The sequence below is a fragment of the Mycobacterium saskatchewanense genome, from assembly GCF_010729105.1.
In the GTDB taxonomy this organism is placed as follows: Bacteria; Actinomycetota; Actinomycetes; order Mycobacteriales; family Mycobacteriaceae; genus Mycobacterium; species Mycobacterium saskatchewanense.
This window is the reverse complement of record NZ_AP022573.1, coordinates 4,463,487-4,485,254: the sequence shown is the minus strand read 5'-3', so window position 1 is coordinate 4,485,254 and position 21,768 is coordinate 4,463,487. Positions and strand designations below refer to the sequence as shown.

Sequence of the window (21,768 nt, the reverse complement as noted above, 5' to 3'; positions counted from 1 at the left end):
GCGCCGAGGCGTCAGCGCAGCGGCGCAAAGGCGAAGTCCCGCAGGCCCGCCAGCGGATCGATCGCCGCGCGGAAGCCCAGGGCCGCGGCCGCGCGGGCGGGGTCGGCCACGATGTGGCGCACGTCGCCGCTGCGGAACTGGCCGGTGGTCACCGGCGAGAGCGCCCCCCCGCGCGCGTCGCACAACGCGGCGGCGACCTGCTGGATCGAGACGGGCCGGCCCGAACACACGTTGACGGCGGTGAACCCGGAGTCCTCGGAGGTGGCCGCGAGGTTGGCCGCGGCCACGTCGTCGACATGCACGAAGTCACGCATCTGGCCGCCGTCCTCGAAAACCCGCGGCGGTTCACCCTTTTCCAGCGCCGACCGGAAGATCGCCGCGACCCCGGAATAGGGGGTGTCACGCGGCATCCCCGGCCCGTAGACGTTGTGGTAACGCAGCGCGACCACCGAGCCGCCCGTCGCCTCCGACCAGGCCAGCGCGTAGTGCTCCTGCGCGGTCTTGCTGGCGGCATACAGGCTGCGCGGCCGCAGGGGGGCGTCCTCCTCGACGAGGCTCCACCGCAGTTCCTCCCCGCCCAGCGGGCAGCGGTGCTCGAAGACGCCGGCGTCGAGGTCGGCGCGCCGGCGCGGCAACGGATCGACGTCCCCATGCCGCTCGCAGCGGTAACGGCCCTGCCCGTAGACCACCATCGACGACGCCAGCACCAGGCGGCGCACCCCGGCGGCGTACATCTGCGCCAGCAGCACCGTCGTAGCGAAGTCGTTGTGGCCGCCGTAGGCGGGCGCGTCGGCGGCGTCCACGCCGGCGCCGACCATCGCCGCCTGGTGGCACACCAGGTCCACGCCGTCCAGAAGCGGGGCCAGCGCCTCACCGTCGCGGACGTCGACCCGGTGACATCCCGGCGGCAGGACCGCGTCCGGGCCGTGCGCGGCCGGCAGCAGCGCGTCGACGCCGACGACGTCGTGGCCCGCGGCCCGCAGCGCGGCGTCCACCCGCGACCCGATGAAACCGGCGGCGCCGGTCAGCAACACCCTCACGGCAGCTCGATGGGCAGGGTGACACCGGTGTGCGCCAGGCAGTGGGCACAGGTGCGTTCGGCGTCGACCCGGCCGATCGCCTGGCGGACCAGCTCCTTGAACGGACCGATGTTCTTCTCGAACTCCGCGAACACGTCGACGGCCTTGACGCCTTCGCCGGCCGACACGCCGGCATCCAGGTCGGTCACCAGACAGATTGCCGCGTAACACATTTCCAGCTCGCGGGCGAGCACCGCCTCCGGGTAGCCGGTCATGTTGACCAGGCTGAACCCGGCGGAGGCGAACCACCGGCTCTCCGCGCGGGTGGAAAACCGCGGGCCCTGGATCACCACCATGGTGCCGCCGTCGACCACGCCGGGCAGGCCGGCGGCCGCGGACCGCAGGGTGGGGCAGTACGGGTCGGCGAAGTCGACGTGGACCGCGCCGGAGTCGAAGTAGGTGTCGGCGCGACCGTTGGTGCGGTCGACCAGCTGGTCGGGCACCACCACGGCGCCGGGGCCGGTGTCGGGGTTGAGGCTGCCGACGGCGCACGGGCCGAAGACGCGCCGCACCCCGAGCTTGCGCAGCGCCCACATGTTGGCCCGGTACGGCACGGTGTGCGCCGAGAACTGATGGGTGGCTCCGTGCCGGGGCAAGAACGCGACCTCGTGGTCGCCGACGGTGCCCACCGTCACCGGGGCGCTGGGTTCGCCATAGGGCGTGTCCACGGTGACGGCGCGGGCCTTGCCCCCACCCGATTCGAAGAACGCGTAGAAGCCGCTGCCGCCGATCACTCCGAGCATCCGTCCATTGTCGCGCATGGCGGCGGCGCGCCCGCCGGTGCGGGGCCCGCGGGCCCCCTGGCAGGATCGTTGCGTGGCGAGTTTCGGGCAGTGGGTGTCTGGGGCGCGGCCGCGGACGCTGCCCAACGCGGTGGCGCCGGTCGTCGCGGGCACCGGCGCCGCGGCGTGGCTGCACGCCGCGGTGTGGTGGAAGGCGCTGCTGGCGCTGGCCGTGGCGCTCGCGCTGGTGGTGGGGGTCAACTACGCCAACGACTACTCCGACGGCATCCGCGGCACGGACGACGACCGGGCCGGACCGGTGCGGCTGGTGGGGTCGCGGCTGGCCGCCCCGCGGTCGGTGCTCGGCGCGGCGATCGCGAGCCTGACGTTCGCCGCCGTCGCGGGTCTCGCGCTCGCCGTGCTCAGCGCGCCGTGGCTGATCGCGGTGGGGGCCGCGTGCATCGCCGGCGCCTGGCTGTACACCGGCGGGTCGAGGCCCTACGGCTATGCCGGCTTCGGCGAGGTCGCGGTGTTCGTGTTCTTCGGGCTGGTCGCCGTGCTCGGCACCGAGTACACCCAGGCGCTGCGGGTGGACTGGGTCGGGCTGGTGCTGGCCGTGGCGACCGGGGCGCTGTCGTCGTCGGTGCTGGTCGCCAACAACCTGCGCGACATCCCCACCGACTCCCGCTCGAACAAGGTCACCCTCGCCGTGCGTCTCGGCGATGCCCGCACGCGCGTCCTCTACCAGGCCCTGCTGCTGACCGCGGGAGTGATGACGCTGGTGCTGATGGCGGCGACGCCGTGGTGCGCGGTGGGTCTGCTGGCCACGCCGCTGGCGCTGCGGGCCGCGCGGCCGGTGCGGTCGGGTCGCGGCGGACCCGAGCTGATCCCGGTGCTGCGCGACACCGGGCTGGCAATGGTGGTGTGGGCGATCGCGGTGTCGGCGGCGTTGGCGCTGGCGGGCTGACCGCCCACCCGGGGCGAACGCCTGGGACGCTTCGGGGCTCCCACCTCCGAAATTGCGGTGGGGGTCGCGTTCCGCCGGGTGATCGCGACCGCCACGGCAATCTCGGCGACCAGTAACCGCCTAGGCGTCGGGACGATCGCCACCCTCCGCCGCCTCGTCGGGCTCATCGTCCGGGGCCTGCCCGTGCAGCCGCGCCTGGAGCTGTTCGCGCTCCCGGCGGCGCCGTTCGCCGGCGACCGCCAGCGAGGCGGTCACGCGCCGGCGCAGCGGGCTGAACAACCAGATGCCCAAAGGCATGGCGATGATCAGCGCGAACAACACGGCGATCGAGAGGGGGAACTGCGTGATCCCGAGCAGGCGCGCGGTCCCGTAGATCAGGCCGGCGAGCGCCGCCGCCAACAAGAGGCGCGCGCCCGCGTAGAGCGAGACGTCGACGGCGACGCGACTCCCGGCGCGCTCGTCGGTGTGATCCTCGGCGCTGTTCTCGGTGGGCCCTTCTGACACGGGTCGAGCCTACGGAGCGCAGGTATATTCGCTCCAAGGAGGTGTTGAGTGCTTTACCTGCTGCTCGTCCTGATTCTGGGGACGCTGATCTACGTCGGATGGCGCGCCGCGCGATCGCAGGCCCTGCGCCCGAAGACCCGAGTCATCGGGCCCGACGACGATCCGGACTTCCTGCGTCGGTTAGGCCGCGGCGACGGCCCCCGCTAGCGCTCGCCAGCCCTAAGCGAGTCCCGCATTGCGTTGATCCCCGGGGAATCCGTCGGCGACGAGGGCGGCCAGCTCGGTGAGCGCCTCCCGGGTGGGACGCTTCAGCCTGTCCAGCTCGATCTCGGCGCCCTCCTCGAGGTGCGGGTCGAACGGCACCAGCTGCACCGCGCGGCAGCGCCGGGAGAAGTGCTCGACGACCTTGTTCATGTCGACCCGGCCCGGCCGTGGCCGCACCGCGTTGATGACGGCGATCGAGTTGCGGACCAGGTCCCCGTGGCCGTGCGCGTCGAGCCAGTCCAGCGTCGCCGAGGCGCTGTGCGCGCCGTCGATGGAGCCGGAGCTGACCACGATCAGCAGGTCTGCCTTGTCCAGGACCGACGACATCACCGAGTGCAGCAGCCCCGGCCCGCAGTCGGTCAGCACCAGGCCGTAGAACCGCTCGAGGACGTCCAGGGTGCGGCTGTAGTCCTCGGCGCTGAAGGCGTTCGACACGGCCGGGTCGCTCTCCGACGCCAGCACCTCCAGCCCGCTGGGGCCCTTGGAGGTGTAGCGGCGGACGTCGCTGTAGCGCTCGATGGACTTGGCGTCGTGCAGCAACTGGCGAACCGTCGCCGCCGTCTCCAGCGGGATCTTCCCGCTCAGTGTGCCGCGGTCGGGGCTCGCGTCGAGGGCCACCACCCGATCGCCGCGCAGCGACGCAAACGTAGAGCCCAGCGTGGCGGTGACCGTGGTCTTGCCGACGCCGCCCTTCAGCGAGAGCACCGCGATCCGGTAGCAGCCCCGCAGCGGTCGGTTCACCCGGGCGACGAGATTGTTGTAGCGGGCGGCTCGCGGGCTCTCCCCGAGATTGATCAGCTGCCCCGACATCACGTAGAGCAGGCGGCGCCAGCCCTCCGACGGCGGCGGCTTGACCGGGCGCAGCAGCATCCCGGTGGACAGTTCGGGATAGGGCGAGTGGGGCACGGGCTCCGGCCGATACGGCGGCGGCTCGGGCGCCGGCGGCTCGGCCGGGCCGTTGTAGTAGGCGCCGAAGGCGGTCGGGTCGACCCGTGCCATCCCGGTGACCGGGGTGGGGTCCCAGGGCGGCATGCCGGGAGCTGGCCGGGGCGCCGTGGGCGGCGGCGCCGCCTCGCGCTTCTCGGGACCGGGCGCGCGGCGCTCGGTGCGAAAGCCGGTGAACGCCCGGGTCGGCGCGTCCCCGCCGGCTTCGTCGGGCTGCGCAGCCACCGGCGGCGGCAGCTGCGTGGTCGGTTCTTCGGGCGCCCCCACGCCGGGATGGTCAGACACGTGCACTCCCCCTTGTTTTGTGGATTGCTTGGGTCGGTCGCCAGTCAGCCCACGCCCGCGTATGAATGCAGGCCCACGGTCACCAGGTTAACGAAGAACAGGTTGAACACCATCGCCACGAATCCCGCGACGTTGATCCACGCCGCCTTGCGGTCCCGCCACCCGGCGGTCGACCTGGCGTGCAGGTAGGCGGCGTAGATGACCCACGCGACGAACGAGACCGTTTCCTTGGGGTCCCAGCCCCAGTACCGACCCCACGCCTGCTCGGCCCAGATGGCGCCGAAGATCACACCGAACCCGAAGACGGGGAACGCGAAGATCGTGGTGCGGTAGGCCAGTCGGTCCAGGGTCTGGGCGTCGGGGAACCGCTGGATCACGCCGGCCAGGGTGCCCTGGCGCGCGGGATCGCCCAGCGGCGAGGTGCGCAGCAGGAACAGGATGCTGGCGATGCCGGCGACCATGAAGACCCCGGACCCGAGGCTGACCACCGACACGTGGATGGGCAGCCAATAGGACTGCAGCGCGGGCATGACCGGCGCGGCGTTGGTGTAGAGCCAGCGGCCGGAGACCGTGAGCAGGATCAAGACCGGCACCAGCAGGAAGACCCACAGCGGGCGGTACTGCGGGCGGCGCAGCACGATCGCCCCGGCAACCAGCCCGCACAGGCAGGTCAGGTTGATGAATTCGTACATGTTGCCCCACGGCACCCGCAGCGTGGCCAGGCCGCGCAACACGACGCACGCCACCAGCAGCCCGATGCCGAGGTAGACGACCGCTAGACCGGCCCGCCCGACGCGCTCGTCGAACGGCCGCTGCGGCAATTCCTGGACGATGCCCGGGGTCGCGCTGTCGGCGGCGACGGATCCGGCCAGGACGCTCTCGCGATCGGCCACGCGGCGGCCGCCGACGTAGGCCAGCTCGACGGCCAGCAACATCAACGCCACCACGAGGGCCACCACCGCCGAGGTGAAAGCCCAGTCCGAGTAGCGGGCGAGACCGATGTTGACGTGCAGGGTGTTCATGTGACGTCCACCTGAGAACTCCTTCTGGACGACGGCGTGGGCTCGGCATCGTCCGCGCCGCCGAGTCCCGCGAGCAACCGCTCGGTCAACCGCTCGAACTCGTCGCCCCAGCCGGAATTGTCGGTGCGGGCCAGGCCGCCCAATTCGACGTTCACCGTACCGGCTGCGCCGCCCTCGGCCACCGTGAGCCTGGCCCACACCCGGCGCCGCCGCACCAGCAGCGACACCAGCAGCCCGGCCATCATGGAGATGGCGAACACCAGCACCCAGGTCTGGCCCGGGTCGTGGGAGACCTGCAGGTTGACGAAGGGGACGGCGCCGTCGAAGCGGACGACGGTGCCGGCCGCCGGGCCCTGGTCGATCCGGACCGCCTGCCCGGCGCGCAGGTTGACCCGCTTCTCCTTGGTCAGCCGCCCCTGCTCGATCAGCCGGGGGTCCAGCGTGAACAGGGACTGCGGACGCCCGGTGTCCAGGCCCGTGTCGCCGCGGTAGATGTCGACGGCGACCGCCGGGGCGTTCAGCGCCGGGAACCTCGACGACAGCAGGGCGCCGTCGAGTTGCTCGGTCGGGGCCAGCAGGCCCTGGATCGCGATCTCGTGCTGGCGGCGCTCGCCGGCGTTGGGATAGCTGCCGGCGGGCGGGTCGATGCGCGCCACGCCGGAGGAGAGCAGGGTCTGCGGGTTGTCGGGCCGCCACTGCACGGTCGACGTGCGGGTCTGCCCGTCCGGGAACGTCACCGTGAAGGTGGGAGCGTAGCCGTGGCCCTGCAGGTACACCCGGTCACCGCCGACCCGCAGCGGGTGGTTGACCTCCAGCAGGTAGTGCCGCCACGTGTTGGCCCGCAGGTCGGCGCCGGACTGATAGTCGATGTTCGCGGCGAACGAGGTGGCCTGCCCCGACGGCAGGTAGTGGGCCTGGAAGTCGTCGACGCGGATGCAGATCGGGTGCAGCGACGTGCCGTCGACGGTGTTGCCGGCGCGGAACGAGTCGAACGCGGCCGGCGAGGCGGAGCAGAAGCCCGGCCCGCCGTCGGCGATGACGATGACGTTGCCCTCGTAGCCGAACAGCTTGCCGGCGGCCACCGCGACCAGCAGCCCCAGCAGCGAGAAGTGGAACACGATGTTGCCGAACTCGCGCAGGTAGCCCTTCTCGGCGGAGACCTCCGCCGAGGTGTCGTGGTGGCGGACGGCGGTGCGCCAGCCGCGCAGCCGCGCGCTGACCCCGTTCGCCAGCGCGTTCACCTGCTCGGGCCCGGCCTCGATCTGGACGCGGGCGTACTTGGGCAGCCGGGACAGGTTGCGCGGCGCCGGGACGGGCGTGGCGCGCAGGCTGCGGGCGTGCTCGACCATCCGCGGCGTCAGGCAGCCGACCAGGGACACGAACAGCAGCACGTAGATGGCCGTGAACCAGAAGCTGGAGAACACGTCGAAGGCCTGCAGGCGGTTCAGCCACGGTCCGATCACCGGGTGGGCGGCCAGGTAGTCGTTGACCTTCTGCGCGTTGAGGTTGCGCTGCGGCAGCAGGGCGCCCGGTATCGCGCCCAGCGCCAGCAGGAACAGCAGCACCAGCGCCGTGCCCATCGAGGTCAGCCCGCGCCAGGTGTTGCGGGCCCTGGCGCCGATCGATGCGAGGACGCTCAAATCGGCAGCCTCACGTCGGACACGAACGCGTCGCGCAGCCAGGCCACCAGGTCGTTCCACACGCCGGTCACCAGCAGGGTCCCGACCGTGATCAGCAGCGCCCCACCGAAGACCTGGATGGCCCGGGTGTGCCGGCGCAGCCAACCCAGGCCGGCCACCGCGCCGGCCGAGCCGAACGCCAGCAGCACGAACGGGATGCCCAAGCCCAGGCAGTAGGCGATCACCAGGACGATCCCACGGGCCACGCTCGCGCCGTCGGTGGCCGAGGCGACGGTGACGACCCCGGCCAGCGTCGGCCCCAGGCACGGCGTCCACCCCAGCGCGAACACCGCGCCGAGCACCGGCGCCCCCGCGACCGTCGTCAGCTGTCGCGGGCTGAACCGCGCCTGCCGCTGCAGCGCGGGGACGAGCCCCACGAACACCAGGCCCATGGCGATGGTCAGCACCCCCCCGACCCGCTGCAGCAGCAGCTGGTTGGAGATCAGCGTGGTCGTCATGCCGAGCACGGCCACGGTGCCCAGCACGAACACCGCGGTGAACCCGGCGACGAACAGCAGCGCCGATCCCGTGACGCGCCAGCGCGCCGCCGGCGGGGCCTTCAGGGCGCCCGGCTGCGGCTGCTCCTCCACGCCGACCACCGCGGCCAGGTAGGACAGGTAGCCCGGCACCAGTGGCACCACGCACGGCGAGGCGAACGACACCAGCCCGGCCAGCACGCACACGCCCAGCGCCAGGACCAAGGGCCCGGCGGCGGCGATCTGGGTGAACCCGGTCATGCCGGCGACGCCCCCGCCTCTTGGGCCACGCGCTGCACCACGGGCTGCAGGTCGTCGGCCAGCAGGGGCCGCAGGAACACCGCGGCGACCCGGTGCTGGCGGTCGAGCACCAGCGTCGAGGGGATGACGGTGGTCGGGTATTTGCCGCCGAACGCGATCAGGGTGCGCATCGCCGGGTCATACAACGACGGGAACGTCACGTGGCGGTCGTCGACGAAGTCCAGCGCGGCCTGCCGGTTGTTGTCGCGGACGTCGATGCCGAGAAAGGACACCCCGGCGGCCCGGGTGGCGTCGTACACGCGCTGGAGCTGGGTGATCTCGGCCCGGCAGGGCCCACACCACTGCCCCCAGATGTTGACGACGACGACCTGGCCGGTGAAGTCGTCCAGCGATCGGGTGTGCGCCGGGTCCGCCAGGTCGGGCCCCGACAGCGGCCCGGGGCGTCCGCGGGACGACGGCGGGTCGTAGAAGATGTCGGTCTTGCCGCCGGGCGAGACGAACTCGAAGGAGCCGCCCTGCGCGACGGCGTCGTGACCGGAGGAACAGCCGACGAGCAGGGCCGCCAGCGCGGCCCCGGCCATCGCCAGTCGCCGCATGATTACGGCGCCGCCGGCTGGCGGTACTCGACGTCGACGAGCCGGTCGCCGTCGTAGACCAGGGTGGTCACGGACGCGAGCCCGCACTCGCGCCGCCGCGGGTCGTGCCAGAGCCGCCGGCCCGTCACGTGCAGCCGCAGCGTCCACACCGGCAGTTGGTGGCTGACGCACACGACCTCCTGGCCGGCGCCGCGGGCGCGTGCCTTGTCGACCGCCGCCGACATCCGCGCCGCGATCTCGGCGTAGGGCTCGCCCCACGACGGCGTGAAGGGGTCGCGCAGCCGCCACCAGAACCGGGGGTCCCGCCACGCGCCGTCGCCCGGGCTGACGCGGCGGCCCTCGAAGAAGTTGGCCGATTCGATGAGGTCGGGATCGGTGTCCACCGGCAGGCCGTGCTGCGCGGCGATCGGCGCGGCGGTCTCCTGAGCCCGCTGCAGCGGCGACGCGATGACGGCGGCGATGTCCCGGTCGGCCAGCGCGTCGGCGACCGCCGCCGCCTGCGTCCGGCCCGTCTCCGACAGGTGGAATCCGGGCAGCCGGCCGTACAGGATGCCGCTCGGGTTGTGCACCTCGCCGTGGCGGACGACGTGGATGCGAGTCTGCCCGGCCATCAGGGCTGGTCCTCCTGGGCGGCCGCGCGGGCTGCGGTGGGCAGGGCTTCGGCGATGCGGTCGAACGCCGCGTCGTCCAGCGCAGCCGAGACGAACCACGCCTCGAAGGCGCTGCACGGCGGGTAGACGCCCGCGTCCAGCAGCGCGTGGAAGAACGGCGGGTAGCGCCAGGTCTGGGTGGCCCGCGCGGACGCGAAGTCCGTCACCGGCGTCTCGCTGAAGAACACGCCGAGCATGTTGCCGGCCCGCTGAATCTGATGCGGCACACCGGCTTCCGTCAGGGCGTCGGCGAACAGCGCGGCCAGCCGGTCGGCGTTTCGGTCCAGCGTGGCGTACACCGCGTCGTCCGCGGCGTGCAGCGTCGCCAGCCCGGCGGCCACCGCCACCGGGTTCCCCGACAACGTGCCGGCCTGATACACCGGCCCCAGCGGCGCGAGCCGCTCCATCACCTCGGTCCGGCCGCCGAACGCCGCGGCCGGCAGGCCGCCACTCATCACCTTGCCGAAGGTGAACAGGTCGGCATCGACGGGATCGACTCCGTACCAACCGCTTCGGCTGACCCGGAACCCCGTCATCACCTCGTCGACGATCAACAGCGCGCCGTGCTCGGCGGTGATCGCCCGCAGCGCCGCGTTGTAGCCCGGCGCGGGCGGCACGACGCCCATGTTGCCCGGGCTGGCCTCCGTGATGACGGCGGCGATCTGGTCGCCGAACCGGGTGAAGCTCTCCCGGACGGCGTCGATGTCGTTGTACGGCAGGACAATCGTGTCGGCAGCGGCCGCACCGGTGACCCCGGGCGACGACGGCAGGCCCAGCGTGGCGACGCCGGACCCGGCGTCGGCGAGCAGCGCGTCGGCGTGGCCGTGGTAGCAGCCGGAGAACTTGACGATCTTGGGCCGGCCGGTGAAGCCGCGGGCGAGCCGGATCGCGCTCATCGTGGCCTCGGTGCCCGAGTTCACCAGCCGGATCCGCTCGACCGGCGCGACGCGCCCGATGATCTCCGCCGCCAGCCGGCTCTCGCCCGGCGTCGGCGCCCCGAACGACAGGCCGTGCGACGCGGCGCGAACGACGGCGTCGACCACGGCCGGGTGGGCGTGCCCGAGGATCATCGGCCCCCAGGAGCAGACCAGGTCGACGTAGCGGTTCCCGTCGGCGTCGGTGAGCCGGCAGCCGCTCGCCTCGGTGATGAAGCGCGGGGTGCCGCCCACCGCCGTGAACGCGCGGACCGGGGAGTTCACCCCGCCGGGAATCACCGCGCAGGCTTCGGAGAACAGCCGGGCCGACGCGGCCGTGGCGGCGTGCGCGGTCGCCTGATCAGTGCTTCCCATGACCACCAGTGTCCCAGCATCCACGGCCGGTTCAACTACAGGGTGTAGCAGACTACGTCCGCTGGTCCCGTCCGGCTTCCCGTCCGGCTTCCTGGGCGGCGCTCATGGGCGCGTTCGGCGCCCGGCGGCCTCGCCACCGGGTGAGTCGGCCATGACAAGACAGTAGAAGCCCGCGCGGTGAAATGCCGGTTGATGCCCGGGGGCGACGAGGAGTTGGATGGCCGTATGCAGATGCCGCAGGGCCTCGCCCGGTTCAACCGTCACGTCACCAACCCGGTTCAGCGGCTGTGGGCCGGCTGGCTTCCCCCATTCGGGATCGTGGAGCACGTCGGGCGGCGCTCGGGCAAGGCCTATCGCACGCCCGTCAGCGTGTTCAGCGCCACCGTCGACGGCAAGCCCGGCGTGGCCATAACGCTGACCTACGGCCCCGATCGCGACTGGCTGAAGAACCTGACCGCCGCGGGCGGCGGGCGGATGCGCCGCAACGGCAAGACCTTCGGCATCGCGGAACCCCGGGTGGTCGGCAAGGCCGAGGCGGCCGAGCACGTGACGCGAGGCCGGGCGGTGTTCGCACGGCTGCCGTTCGAGCAAGCGGTGCTGCTCCTCCGCACCCCCTGACGCCGTGATCCGGATGCCCGGTAACGAATGTTCGCTCGGACGCGAACTGTTCAGAAGCAAAGTGGCATCGATCTCGTAACGTTTCGGCGAAGGGAACATCGCCATGGTCAGGGACTTCTTGATCATGCGTCGTCCCGCTGACAAACGGCGCTGCTACCGATTGGGCCGGATCGGGGTTGTTGTCGTCCTGGCAGGAAGTGGCATCCTCGCGCCGGCATCCGCCGCACCGGTCGACGCCCCGGCGACCGGCACGGTCAAGGCGAAAACCCAGCGGATGGCCGACGCCACCCTGACCTCGGGGCAGGACGGCTGGTACAACCCGGGCGACCACCTGACCCTGGTGTGCTCCAAGCGCGGGGACGCCGTCAAGGGCCGGGACAACCTCTGGTACGAAACGTCCGACGGGCATTTCGCGGCCGCCGTCGACATCGAGACCGGGGCGCCGGGCGTCGCCGCGCCCACCTGCCCGACCGATCCGGGCCCCGGCGCCACGACCCAGCTCGACAGTTTCGTCGCAGAAGTCGCGGGCCAACAGGTCGGTGACGGTCAGTGCGTCGCCCTGGTCCGCAAATACCTGGGCGACGTGTACGGCGTCACCGACGGGGGATGGGGCGACGCGTACGCCTACGGCAAAGGTGGCACGGCCGGCAATCACCTCGAGTCGCGCGGGTTCAGTTGGCACCCCGACCAGGACTTCGCCAATGGCGACATCCTGGTCTGGCGGCAGGACCCCCGCTTCGCGGGGCTTTCCTACGGTCACGTCGCCATCTGGTACGACGGCAGGATCTTCGACCAGAACTACAACGGGCGACTGACCGCCGGTTCGGATCCCTTCTCCGACTACGGCTACGAGGGGTACTGGCGAAGGCCGTGAGCCGGGCTCCTACGCCTCGCGCTCGACACCGCCTCGCCGGCGGGCCCGCGCGGCAAAGTACAGCCCGATGACCACCGCCCACGACAACAGGCTCAGCCACAGCTGGCTGCGGACCGAGCGGTCGAACGCCATCTGGACCAGCACTGCGGTGATCCCGGCCAGGGTGAGCGCGGACAGCGTCGGGAAGAACCACATCTTGACCCGAAGCCGCTCCTCGGGCGTGCGGCGCCGCAGGACGATCTGCGACAGCCCGACCAGCCAGTACACGAACAAGATGACCGCGCCCGACGAGTTGAGCAGGAACAGAAACACCGTGCCTGGCGACAGCCACGCCATGATCACGCAACCGAAACCGACCGCGGACGACGCCAGGATCGCGAAGGACGGCACCCCGCGCCGGCTCAGCGTGACGAGCCCGGCCGGCGCCTCACCCCGGTCGGCGAGCACGAAGAGCATGCGCGACGCCGTGTAGAGGCCGGAGTTCAGGCAGGACAGGACCGCGGTGAGCACCACCGCGTTCATCACCTGATCCGCGCCGGGCAGTCCGAGGTGCTTGAGCGCTGCCGCGTACGGCGAGGCGCCGAGCTCGACGGAGTTCCACGGCAGGATGACGACCAGCAGGAAGACCGAGCCGACGAAGAAGATCCCGACGCGCGCGACCACCGACCTCGTCGCCCGGGTAACCGCGAGCTCGGGATCGCGGCTCTCGGCAGCGGCGACGGTGACGATCTCGGCGCCCACCATGGAGAAGATCACCACGACGATGGCCGCGAACACCGCCCCGACGCCGTTCGGGAAGAACCCGCCGTGCGCGGTGAGGTTGGAGAAGTCCGCGTGCCGGCCCGGCAGCAGCCCCAGGGCGCAAACCGCGCCGATCGCGAGGAAGGCGACGATCGTCGCGACTTTGATTCCGGCGAACCAGAATTCGAATTCGCCGAACGATGTCACGGAGAACAGGTTGGTGGCGGTCATGAGCACCATCAGGCACAGCGACAGCAGCCACAGCGGCGCGTGGAACCAGTAGTTGAGGACCTTGCCGCCCGCGATCGCCTCGAAGCCGATCACGATCACCCAGAAGTACCAGTACAGCCAGGCGACGGAGAAACCGGCCCAGCCGCCCAGGGCCTGGGCCGCATAGTCGGCGAAAGACCCGGTCGACGGGTTGGCGGCGGCCATTTCCCCGAGCATCCGCATCACCAGGACTATCAGCAGGCCGCACAGCGCGTACGTCAGGAACGCCGCCGGGCCGGTGTCCTTGATCACCACGCCGGACCCGACGAACAGCCCGGCGCCGATCACGCCGCCGATCGCGATCATGCTGAGCTGGCGCTGCGACAACCCTTGCCGCAGTTGCGATTTGCCACGCTCCCCCGCCCCGGAGCCGGTCGGGCCGGGCCGGTAGTTCACCCGCCGTCGCATGCGCCGCATGCGCGGACGCTAGCAGCTTGCGGCGGTTTCGGCGCCGCGTGAGCACACGGTAGCCCCGCGTGCACCCCTACAGGTGCAGGTCCCGCTCGCGGATCAGCGCCGTGGCGACCACGCTGATGACGGCCGTCGCGACCAGATACGCGCACGCCAGCCACGGCGCCCCGCCGACCGCCGCGATCAACGCGGTCAGGATCATCGGCGTGACCCCGGAGGCATAGATGCCCGAGAACTGGTAGACGAACGACAGCCCCGTGTAGCGGGTGGCCGTCGGAAACAACGCCGAATACAGCGTCCCCTGTGCGCCGTAGAACAGCGCGTGCACGATCCCGAACACGACGACCATCGCCAACCCGAACACCACCAGGTTGCGGGTGCCGAACAACGCGAACGCGGGGAAGGCCAACACGCCGTAGCACGCCACCCCCGCCAGGTACACCCGGCGCGGGCCGAAGCGATCGGTCAGGGCGCCCGACACCGGCAGCAGCACCGCCATGAGCGACGCGGCGATGGTCACCACGACCAGCACGGACACCTTGTTGAATCCCAGCGCACCCGTGGCGTAGCTGATGGCGAACACGCCCCAGGTGTTGAACGCCGACCCCTCGGCCCATCTGGACAGCAAGCCCAGCACCGTGTTCCGCCGCGAGCGGGGTTCGCGGATGATCTCGCGGATGGGCACGGTGGAGGTGGCCTCGAGGTCCGCCAGTTCGCGGAAGGCCGGGGTTTCCTCGACCCGCAGCCGCACCACGACGCCGATCACGACCAGCACCAGGCTCAGCAGGAACCCGATGCGCCAGCCGTAGGCGAGGAACCGGGCCTGCCCCAGCGCGATCTGGAGGAAGGCGAAGATGCCTGTGCCCAAAGCCAATCCGAGCGCCAAACCGATCTGCGGGATCGCCCCGAACCGGCCGCGCCGGCCCGCGGGGCTGTGTTCGACGGCGAGCAGCACCGCGCCGCCCCACTCGCCGCCCAACGCGAATCCCTGCAGGATGCGCAGCGTCAGCAACAGCACCGGCGCCCAGACACCGATCTGCGCGGCCGTCGGCAGCACGCCGATCAGGGCCGTGGCCACCCCCATAATCAGCATGGTCAGGGCCAGGCTGCGCTTACGCCCGATCCGGTCCCCGATGTGCCCGAACACCAGCCCGCCGACCGGCCGCATGACGAACCCGACGGCGAACGTCGCGAACGCGAGAAGCGTTCCGACCAGCGAGCTCTCACCGGGGAAGAAGACCTTGTTGAACACCAGGCCCGCCGCGGTGGCGTACAGGAAGAAGTCGTACCACTCGACGGTGGTGCCGAGCAAGCTGGCCGCGACGACGACGCGCAGCCGATGGCGGGTCTCGGGATCGCCGTGCCCTTCGGGCGCGGCGACGCCGGCGCCGGGCAACGTGGTGGCCATAGCTGGTCCGTGGCCGGTCAGTGTGCCGAGGCGACCGCGAACGGGGTCGCCGGCGCCGGGTGCGATTGACGGTTGGGGTGTTTCCACAGGCCCTCGCGCTCGAGCAGCGGCAGCACACCCTCGCCGAACCAGTACGCCTCCTCCAGATGGGGATACCCCGACAGGATGAAGTGGCTGATGCCCAGGCGTGAGTACTCGATCAGCCTTTCGGCGACCTCGGCGTGCGACCCGACCAGCGCGGTGCCCGCGCCGCCGCGCACCAGGCCGACCCCGGCCCACAGGTTCGGACCGACCAGGAGCCGGCTGCTGTCGCCGCCGTGCAGGTCGAGCATGCGGCGCTGGCCCTCGGACTCGCTGCGGGCGAGGCTGGCCTGCACCCGCTCGACGGCGGCCGGATCGACGGCGGCCAGGAGCCGGTCGGCCTCGGCCCACGCCTCCGCGGCGGTGTCCCGGCTGATGACGTGGATCCGCAGGCCGTACTGCAGGATCCGACCGGCGTCCGCGGCGAGTCCCCTGATCCAGTCCAGCTTCTTCGCGACCGCCGGGCGCGGTTCGCCCCACGTGAGGTAGACGTCGGAGTACTGGGCCGCGACCGGGCCGGCGGGGGCCGACGACCCGCCGAAGAACACCGCGGGCACCGGGTCCGGCGGGTTGTTCAGCTGCGCGCCCTCCACCTGAATGTGGTCGCCGGCGAAGGTGACGGGCTCCCCGGACGTCCACAGTTGCCGCACGACGTGCAGAAACTCGGCGGTGCGGGCGTAGCGCGCCTCCTTGTCCAGGAAGTCGCCGTAGGCCTGTTGCTCGTGCGGCTCCCCACCCGTGACCACGTTGAGCAGCAGCCGGCCTTCCGAGTGGCGCTGGAAGGTGCCGGCCATCTGGGCGGCCAGCGTCGGGCTGAGCAGGCCGGGACGGAATGCCACCAGGAACTTCAGCGTCTCGGTGCGCTCGATCAGCATGGCCGTCGTCAACCAGGCGTCCTCGCACCACAGCCCCGTCGGCGTCAGCACCGCCTCGAAGCCGTTGTCCTCGGCTGCCGCGCAGATCTGGTGCAGATACCGCAGGGTCGCGGGCCGGTCACCGGACATCGGCGTGCCGTGTCCGCCGGCGACCAGGTTCCGCGAATCGCCGTAGGTCGGCAGAAACCAGTGAAATGCCAGACTCATTAACTACCCCTCCGCAGTCGACACGAAAGTTCCATCCTCGGTGAACCCGGGCGCGCGCACGAGGGTTGAAACCGCGCAGATTCGATCCCCTATTCCGCGCGACATCACCCGTCGGTGACCGGCGGGTCACGCGAGATCACACAATGCTTCCAATACGGCGTGGCTCGGGCGGCAATGGCCGGTCAGGGCGGCAAGATTGCGATCATGCCTGACCTGACACGCCGGGCGGTGCTGCGCATGGGAGCCGGCGCCGGCCTGGGGGCCGCTGGCGTGTTCGCCCTGAGCGCCCTGCTCGATCCGATCAAGCCGCAGGCGGCGCCGGCGCCGTTCGAGCCGCCGACCGCGGGCGCCTCCTTGCCGAACAAGCTCACCGGCTCGTTCGTCTCGGCTGCCCGGGGCGGCATCAAGACCAACTACGTGATCGCCATGCCGCCCGGCCAGACCACGGCCCTGCGCCCGGTGATCGCGCTGCACGGCGTCGACGGTGACGCCAACCAGATGCTGGACATGGGCGTCCCCGACGGACTGGCCCGGCTGGTCAAGGAGGGCAAGCCGCCATTCGCGGTGGTTGGCGTCGACGGCGGAAACACCTACTGGCACAAGCGCGCTTCCGGCGTCGACTCCGGCGCGATGGTGCTCGACGAGCTGCTGCCGATGCTGACCACGATGGGTTTCGACACCTCGCGGGTGGGTTTCATGGGATGGTCGATGGGCGGGTACGGCGCGCTGCACCTGGGCGCCCGGCTCGGTCCGGCGCGCACCGCCGGAATCTGCGCCATCAGCCCCGCGCTGTTCACCTCGTTCACCGGAAGCACCCCGGGCGCGTTCGACAGCTACGACGACTGGGTGCAGAACAGCGTGCTGGGTGTGCCGGCGCTGAATTCGATTCCGCTGCGCGTGGACTGCGGCACCTTCGACCGCTTCTACTTCGCCACAAGACAATTCGTCAGCCAGCTGAAAACTCAGCCGGCGGGCAGCTTTTCGCTGGGCGGCCACGACATCGCGTACTGGCGGATGCAACTGCCGGCCGAGCTGGCCTGGATGGCGACCTAGCGAGCAGATGACCACCCGGCCGCAACCACTCACCGGCAACCCGCCTCAGGCGGGGCCGCGGCTCTCCCGCAAGGGATTTCGGCCCGACATCGAAGGCCTGCGCGCCGTAGCAGTGCTCGCGGTCGTGTTCTACCACGCCGGCGTGCCGGGCATCACGGGCGGCTACATCGGCGTCGACGTATTCTTCGTGATCTCCGGCTTCCTCATCACCGGGCTGCTTTGGCGCGAGATCAGCGCCACCAATACCGTTGCGCTGGGCCGCTTTTACGGTGCAAGGGCGCGCCGGTTGCTGCCCGCGGCCGCCACCGTGGGCGTCGTCACCGCGGTCGCGGCGGCCGTCGCCCTGCCACCGTTGCAGGCGCGAAGCGTCTTCGTCGACGGCATCGCCAGCGCGCTCTACGTGGGCAACTACCGGTTTGCCGCGCGGAGCGCGGACTACCTGGGATCCGACGCCCCCTCGCCGTTCCAGCACTACTGGTCGCTGGGTGTCGAAGAGCAGTTCTACCTGGTGTGGCCGGTGTTGCTCGTCGGCACGGCCTGGCTGCTCAGGCGAGTGTGGCCGGGCGGCGCGGCGGCGCGAATGGCGCCGTACGCGGTGGTCCTGGCGTTCGCCGGCGCGGCGTCGCTGGGGGCCGCCGTGTTGTGCACCCGCCTGTCGCCGTCGTGGGCGTTCTTCTCGCTGCCCACCCGGGCCTGGGAACTGGCCGCGGGCGGCCTGGTGGCGCTGTCGATCCCCCAATGGCGCCGGCTCCCTCTGCTGCCCGCAGCGGTCGCCGGCTGGGGCGGGCTGAGCCTGATCCTGCTGACCTGCACCCAATTCGGCCCGAAGACGCCCTACCCTGGCACCTCGGCGCTGCTGCCCGTGCTGGGCACCGCGCTGGTGATCGGCGGCGGTTGCGCGACCAGGGGTCTCGGCGTCGGCCGGCTGCTGTGCCGGCCCGGGCTGCGGGGGATCGGCCGGGTGTCGTACTCGTGGTACCTGTGGCACTGGCCGGTGCTGCTGCTCCTGCCGCCGCTGCTGGGACTGCCGGCCGGCCTGGCGGGCCGGCTGGCCGCCATTCTGGTCTCGGCCGGTCTGGCCGTGATCACGCTGCACCTGGTGGAAAACCCGGGCCGGTTCGCCGCCGCCCTACGCCGGTCGGCGCGGGCCAGCCTGGCGATGGCCGCCGGCGCCACCGCGATCGCGGGCTGCGCCTGCGTGCTGCTGCTCAACGTCATCCCGGTGCCGGTGGGCCATGGATCCGCCGCCCCCAGGGCCAACATCGTCGCGCTGCCGCCGCCAAGCCTCCCCGCCGTCGGGCCGCCGGACGCGGCGGTCCGCCAGGCGTTCGCGCAGGCGCGCGACGCGGTGGTCGCGGCCGTGAAGCAGGCGGCCGTCCCGTCCAACCTGGACCCGCCGCTCGCCGCGGCACCGTCCGACAAGCCGGCCGTCTTCGTCAATGGCTGTGTGCGCTCGTGGCGCGACGTCGGCCAGGCCGAGTGCGCGTCGGGTGACACCGCATCCCCGACGACCGTGGCGCTGGTCGGCGACTCGCACGTCGCGATGTGGCAGCCGGCGTTCGAAGAGCTCGCCGAGCAGCGCCACTGGCGGCTCGAGACGATGGCCAAGGTGACCTGCCCGCTGCAGGAGCTGCGCATCACCAGCCCCTACCTGGGCCGCGAATATGTCGAGTGCGAACAGTGGCGCGGTCAGATCATGGGCCGCCTGCAGGCCGAGCACCCGCGGCTCGTCGTGGTGAGCATGAGCCGGCGCTACGGCGCCGACTTCGGCTTCACGTCCTACGACCCGGCGTGGCTGGACACCCTCGGCCGCACCATCGCCCAGTTGCGGCGCACGGGTGCAAGGGTGCTCGTGCTGGGGCCAGTCGCGGACCCGGGCTCCCCCGTGCCGGCGTGCCTGTCGGGTCACCTGGACGACGCGAGCGCCTGCGCGCCGCCGCGCGCGGAGGCGATCGACGCCCGGGGGATCGCCGACGAACAGCGCGCCACCGTCGGTGCCGGGGGGTATTACGCCGATCTGACCGACCTGTTCTGCGCCCCCGACCGCTGCCCGGTGATCGTGGGCGACACGCTGGTGTTCCGCGACGACAACCACATCACGCGGGAGTACGCGCGGCTCCTGGCACCCGTCGTGGGTGCGCTGGCCGAACGCGCCACGGCGGACAACTAGGCCGAAATGAACCAATTCTGGGCGAGCGAACGTCATACTGAAGAAGGCTTTTGGAGGTTATGAAATGACTCCGCTGATGCTGGTCTGCATCGCGCTCGCCGCGCCCGTCGCGGGCATGGGCCTGATGCAGCTGCAGGCCCGCCTGGAGCGCTGGGATTACGAGCGGCACGCGGAGGACTGAACGTCGGCCGCGCCGACGTCTGGCCTCACCGCCGGCGCCTCGGCGCAGTCACGCGAACAATTGCATTCGGATCAGCGGTGCGATCATGCCCGCCAGGTATTGGTGCCCCGCATCATTGGGGTGCACACCGTCCGGGCCGATCAGACCGGGCCTGTCGACGAACCACCGGTCTCCGATCGGGTCCACGAACGCCGCCCCCGCGGCGTGGGCGGCGCCGTTGAGCACGTCGCGGATCTGCAGCACGTCGCCGGGAACGTCGGCCGTCGGCCACGGCGGTCCGATCACCAGGAACTTGGCGGACGGCGCGAGCCGGCGGGCCAGATCGAAGGTGTCGCGCGCCCTTTCGGCCAGCTGACCGAGATCGAAACCTTGATCGTTGCGGGAGCCGAAGAAGACCACCAGCGCGTCCTCGGGCTTGACCGCCCGCGCGGTGAGGTCCTGGAAGATGCTGCCGTGGTCCCCCCGGACGCCGTAGCCGGCCCTGCCCTCGGCTGCGACGTCGGGCGCGATCCGGACACCCTGCGAGCCGAGCGTCCGCCACGCCAGCGCGGTCCAGGACCTCGGGCCCATGCCGCCCTCGTCGGTGCCGGTGGTGTACGAGTCGCCGACAACCGCGACATGGGTCAGCCGGGAATCCAGCGTCAGGGTCTCGTAGGGCCGCGGCGGCGCCGAGTAGGCAACGTCGTCACACGCCAGCCCGACGAGAAACGCGAGACTGACGAAAAACGTGATCAGACGGCTCACTGCGTACCTCCCCCGAACGGCATCCTCGTATGCCGCAATCGAACAACCGAAATAGTACGGAAGGAAATGCGTCGAATCGCGCGTCAGCCGTTATCCGGCGCGCGCCGAAACCGGTTCCAGCGCACCGTCGATCGGATGGAGTTTGGGGGTACCCGCCTCGCCGGCGTCGATTCTCGGCGTCACGCCCCGCACGTCGACCATCCTGCGCATCCAGCGGCGGCCGGGCTCTTCCACCAAATAGTAGAGCAGGATCGCGGCCATCACCGCAATTACCAACAGTACCAAGACATTCCACTTCCAGGGATTGTCCTGCGGCTTGAGGTCGAATTCTTCGACGGCCCATCCCCAAGCGGTATGCACGAGCTCGTGAACCATGTACAGGCAGAACGAGATCTTTCCGCCGTAGACCATCGGCCTCGTCGACAACACCCCCGGCAACCCGCCCACGCCGATCGCCAGCGTGAGGACCAGCGGGACGAACAGCACGTCGACCACCCCGCCGCTGTCGTTCTCCACCACGCCGCTGATCGGATGCGCGTCGAACCAATAGAGGATGCCGACCATGGCGATCAGGACGAGCAGGGCGACGTACCCTGCGGCGCGGCGACCGCGGTCGGTCAGCCGCAGCCTGCGCACCGCGGCGCACGCCAGCGCGCCGGCGATGAATTGCGTGACGATCCGCGGCAGCCAGCTCCACGGCGTGTAGAAGTGGCCGCTGGCGAGCAACATCACCACGGGCGGCAGGGAGGCCGCGAACGCCAGCAACATCAGGCTGCGCGCCCTGGTCGCCTGCTTCATCCGCAGGATCACCAGGACGAGCGCGCCGAAGAGCAGGTACGCCAGCCATTCCGCGCTGATCGACCAGGCCGGGCCGTCCCAACTGGAGTCGTCGAAGAACGGCTGAAACCACAGCTGCACCAGGAGGATCTGCCGCACGTAGCTGATCGCGGTGAGCTGGTCGGCGTCCGGCGAGGGCACATGGCCGACGTGCAGCGTGAAGATCACCCACAACGCGGCCAGGTGCAAGGTCACCAGGTATACCGGCCACACCCTGGCCAGGCGCAGCCACAGGAAGTGCAGGGTGGCGCGCGTCGACCAGGACCGGCCCATCCGGTCGAGGTAATTCCACGTCAGCACGAAGCCGCTGAGGATGAAGAACAGGTCGACGCCCTGCGCGCCGCAATTGAGCACCGGAGCGAGCGCGTCGCGAACGTCGGGCGAGGCATCGGCGAGCATGGGACGGAAGTGGAACAGCACCACCCAGAGCGCGGCCACGATGCGCAGTCCGGTCAGGGCTTTGATCTCTCCCCTGATCTCTGCGGTGCGCACAATGCTCTTTTCGTGTGGACGCTGCTGTCTCGATAGTCCGGCTGACCGGGCGATCTCGCCACTGCGG

The 21,768-nt window shown here is 71.1% G+C and carries 21 protein-coding genes; 6 read left to right on the top strand and 15 right to left on the bottom strand.

Going from position 1 to position 21,768, the window contains the following annotated elements; translation table 11 throughout:
- Positions 1–11 precede the first annotated feature (11 nt).
- On the bottom strand, positions 12–1,040 hold the full coding sequence (locus G6N56_RS21135; RefSeq protein ID WP_085258672.1) for an NAD-dependent epimerase/dehydratase family protein: 1,029 nt from the start codon (positions 1,038–1,040) through the stop codon (positions 12–14).
- Positions 1,037–1,822, bottom strand: coding sequence for an S-methyl-5'-thioadenosine phosphorylase (locus G6N56_RS21130; protein WP_085258789.1), 786 nt, complete (start codon positions 1,820–1,822; stop codon positions 1,037–1,039). Before G6N56_RS21130 ends, G6N56_RS21135 begins: the two co-directional genes overlap by 4 nt.
- A 73-nt stretch (positions 1,823–1,895) precedes the next feature.
- Here G6N56_RS21130 and G6N56_RS21125 point away from each other — a divergent pair, with 73 nt between their 5' ends.
- On the top strand, positions 1,896–2,768 hold the full coding sequence (locus tag G6N56_RS21125) for a 1,4-dihydroxy-2-naphthoate polyprenyltransferase (RefSeq protein ID WP_085258790.1): 873 nt from the start codon (positions 1,896–1,898) through the stop codon (positions 2,766–2,768).
- 120 nt (positions 2,769–2,888) lie between these two features.
- On the opposite strand, the gene G6N56_RS21120 is transcribed toward G6N56_RS21125, so the two are convergent.
- Positions 2,889–3,272 (bottom strand): DUF4229 domain-containing protein, encoded by a 384-nt coding sequence (locus tag G6N56_RS21120; RefSeq protein WP_085258673.1) that lies wholly within the window; start codon positions 3,270–3,272, stop codon positions 2,889–2,891.
- A gap of 48 nt (positions 3,273–3,320) precedes the next feature.
- Here G6N56_RS21120 and G6N56_RS21115 point away from each other — a divergent pair, with 48 nt between their 5' ends.
- Positions 3,321–3,479, top strand: a complete 159-nt coding sequence (locus G6N56_RS21115) for a hypothetical protein (protein ID WP_142280870.1) — start codon at positions 3,321–3,323, stop codon at positions 3,477–3,479.
- Positions 3,480–3,491: 12 nt separating this feature from the next.
- On the opposite strand, the gene G6N56_RS21110 is transcribed toward G6N56_RS21115, so the two are convergent.
- Genes G6N56_RS21110 through hemL form a run of 7 tightly spaced genes read right to left on the bottom strand, consistent with a single transcriptional unit; the run spans position 3,492 to position 10,739 of the window.
- The gene (locus G6N56_RS21110; RefSeq protein ID WP_085258791.1) at positions 3,492–4,766 is read right to left on the bottom strand and encodes a MinD/ParA family ATP-binding protein; all 1,275 of its coding nucleotides are present in this window, start codon (positions 4,764–4,766) and stop codon (positions 3,492–3,494) included.
- 44 nt (positions 4,767–4,810) lie between these two features.
- Entirely contained in the window at positions 4,811–5,788 is a 978-nt protein-coding gene (gene ccsB, locus G6N56_RS21105; protein WP_085258674.1) for a c-type cytochrome biogenesis protein CcsB, read from the bottom strand.
- Positions 5,785–7,368, bottom strand: a complete 1,584-nt coding sequence (locus tag G6N56_RS21100; RefSeq protein WP_085258793.1) for a cytochrome c biogenesis protein ResB — start codon at positions 7,366–7,368, stop codon at positions 5,785–5,787. Before G6N56_RS21100 ends, ccsB begins: the two co-directional genes overlap by 4 nt.
- 56 nt (positions 7,369–7,424) lie before the next feature.
- Entirely contained in the window at positions 7,425–8,204 is a 780-nt protein-coding gene (locus G6N56_RS21095) for a cytochrome c biogenesis CcdA family protein (RefSeq protein WP_085258675.1), read from the bottom strand.
- Positions 8,201–8,800: a TlpA disulfide reductase family protein gene (locus tag G6N56_RS21090; RefSeq protein WP_180150386.1), complete on the bottom strand. Its 600-nt coding sequence runs from the start codon at positions 8,798–8,800 to the stop codon at positions 8,201–8,203. Before G6N56_RS21090 ends, G6N56_RS21095 begins: the two co-directional genes overlap by 4 nt.
- Before the next feature lie 2 nt (positions 8,801–8,802).
- Positions 8,803–9,411, bottom strand: coding sequence for a histidine phosphatase family protein (locus tag G6N56_RS21085; protein ID WP_085258676.1), 609 nt, complete (start codon positions 9,409–9,411; stop codon positions 8,803–8,805).
- Positions 9,411–10,739, bottom strand: coding sequence for a glutamate-1-semialdehyde 2,1-aminomutase (gene hemL / locus G6N56_RS21080; protein WP_085258677.1), 1,329 nt, complete (start codon positions 10,737–10,739; stop codon positions 9,411–9,413). Before hemL ends, G6N56_RS21085 begins: the two co-directional genes overlap by 1 nt.
- A 225-nt stretch (positions 10,740–10,964) precedes the next feature.
- Between hemL and G6N56_RS21075 the strand changes: the two genes are divergently transcribed.
- Both G6N56_RS21075 and G6N56_RS21070 read left to right on the top strand, forming a co-directional pair.
- Entirely contained in the window at positions 10,965–11,357 is a 393-nt protein-coding gene (locus G6N56_RS21075; RefSeq protein WP_085258678.1) for a nitroreductase family deazaflavin-dependent oxidoreductase, read from the top strand.
- A 103-nt stretch (positions 11,358–11,460) separates the two neighbouring features.
- Positions 11,461–12,231 (top strand): hypothetical protein, encoded by a 771-nt coding sequence (locus tag G6N56_RS21070; RefSeq protein ID WP_085258679.1) that lies wholly within the window; start codon positions 11,461–11,463, stop codon positions 12,229–12,231.
- A gap of 9 nt (positions 12,232–12,240) precedes the next feature.
- Here G6N56_RS21070 and G6N56_RS21065 read toward each other — a convergent pair whose 3' ends face one another.
- The 3 genes from G6N56_RS21065 to G6N56_RS21055 form a co-directional block, all read right to left on the bottom strand.
- On the bottom strand, positions 12,241–13,650 hold the full coding sequence (locus tag G6N56_RS21065) for an amino acid permease (RefSeq protein WP_085258794.1): 1,410 nt from the start codon (positions 13,648–13,650) through the stop codon (positions 12,241–12,243).
- A gap of 76 nt (positions 13,651–13,726) precedes the next feature.
- The gene (locus tag G6N56_RS21060) at positions 13,727–15,061 is read right to left on the bottom strand and encodes an MFS transporter (RefSeq protein WP_085258680.1); all 1,335 of its coding nucleotides are present in this window, start codon (positions 15,059–15,061) and stop codon (positions 13,727–13,729) included.
- A gap of 17 nt (positions 15,062–15,078) precedes the next feature.
- On the bottom strand, positions 15,079–16,224 hold the full coding sequence (locus G6N56_RS21055; RefSeq protein ID WP_085258681.1) for an LLM class flavin-dependent oxidoreductase: 1,146 nt from the start codon (positions 16,222–16,224) through the stop codon (positions 15,079–15,081).
- A 195-nt stretch (positions 16,225–16,419) separates the two neighbouring features.
- On the opposite strand from G6N56_RS21055, the gene G6N56_RS21050 reads away from it, so the two are divergent.
- Both G6N56_RS21050 and G6N56_RS21045 read left to right on the top strand, forming a co-directional pair.
- Positions 16,420–17,277: an alpha/beta hydrolase gene (locus G6N56_RS21050; protein ID WP_180150585.1), complete on the top strand. Its 858-nt coding sequence runs from the start codon at positions 16,420–16,422 to the stop codon at positions 17,275–17,277.
- A 7-nt stretch (positions 17,278–17,284) separates the two neighbouring features.
- The gene (locus G6N56_RS21045; RefSeq protein ID WP_085258682.1) at positions 17,285–19,447 is read left to right on the top strand and encodes an acyltransferase family protein; all 2,163 of its coding nucleotides are present in this window, start codon (positions 17,285–17,287) and stop codon (positions 19,445–19,447) included.
- A gap of 229 nt (positions 19,448–19,676) precedes the next feature.
- Here the strand turns inward: G6N56_RS21045 and G6N56_RS21040 are convergent, their stop codons facing one another.
- Positions 19,677–20,372 (bottom strand): Rv0518 family GDSL lipase, encoded by a 696-nt coding sequence (locus G6N56_RS21040; RefSeq protein WP_085258683.1) that lies wholly within the window; start codon positions 20,370–20,372, stop codon positions 19,677–19,679.
- 90 nt (positions 20,373–20,462) lie between these two features.
- Positions 20,463–21,701 (bottom strand): acyltransferase family protein, encoded by a 1,239-nt coding sequence (locus G6N56_RS21035; RefSeq protein ID WP_085258684.1) that lies wholly within the window; start codon positions 21,699–21,701, stop codon positions 20,463–20,465.
- Between the last annotated feature and the right edge of the window lie 67 nt (positions 21,702–21,768).